Origin of the sequence: Streptomyces adelaidensis, assembly GCF_016598475.1 — a bacterium.
GTDB classification, from domain to species: Bacteria; Actinomycetota; Actinomycetes; order Streptomycetales; family Streptomycetaceae; genus Streptomyces; species Streptomyces adelaidensis.
Window position 1 is genome coordinate 1 of the sequence record NZ_JAEMUX010000272.1, and the last position, 770, is coordinate 770.

The 770-nt window shown below is 70.9% G+C and carries 1 pseudogene; it reads right to left on the reverse strand.

Annotated features, from left to right (window positions below):
* Window positions 1-595 (reverse strand): annotated as a pseudogene (locus tag I8N67_RS41795) (IS200/IS605 family accessory protein TnpB-related protein); the annotation flags it as partial.
* Between the last annotated feature and the right edge of the window lie 175 nt (window positions 596-770).

Sequence of the window (770 nt, forward strand, 5' to 3'; positions counted from 1 at the left end):
CCGCCTCCCAACGCCCCCGCCACGCGGACTCCGTGAGCCGGGCTGCCTCCAGGTGCTGTCGGGTGCGGGCGAGTTGCCTGCCGCCGCGTACGACGTGCACGATGCCGGCCTCGCGATCCGCCCGCGCAGCAGTCAGCCGGTCCTGAAGCACCCGCAGCCGCCGTGACTTCGCATGCCACTCCCGCTGGGACCGGTAACCCCCGGGCGCCTTCTTCGTCCCCTTCCGCCCGACCGGCAGGGCCAGCCGGTCCTCGATGGTGCGGACGCCGGCTTCCAGGTTCTCGATGTGCGCCGACTGGCAGCGCCGGGCCAGCGCCCACTGGTCATGCGACGCCTTGGTGATACTGCCCGCCCACCGCGACGACGAGAGCGGCGTCAGCTCCCGCTTACGCACCGCCCACGCCTCAGCCGAGTGCTCCAGAGCGTCCCGGCAGCGCGCCTTGAGATCCTTCGACGCCAGCGACCCCAAATGCCCGCCCACCAGGCGCAGCACCTCCTCGTCGCCGGGCGTCAGGTGCTTGAGGCGGGTACGGACAGCCACACCACCCGGGCCGGACGCGACAAACGGCGGCGCGATGTACCTCAGCTCGCCCACCCCTGTCACCCCCGCCCGGCCTCACCCGAAGTTCCGTCGCCATGGCAAACGAGCGTCACCCGCGAAGGTCACGCATTCGATGAAAGAACGTCAGTTCCCCGCCGAGAATCAACCCCCACGGCCGAGGCGCGCGACACGACACTGAACACGCGCGCTCACTCCCACTCACCAGAAC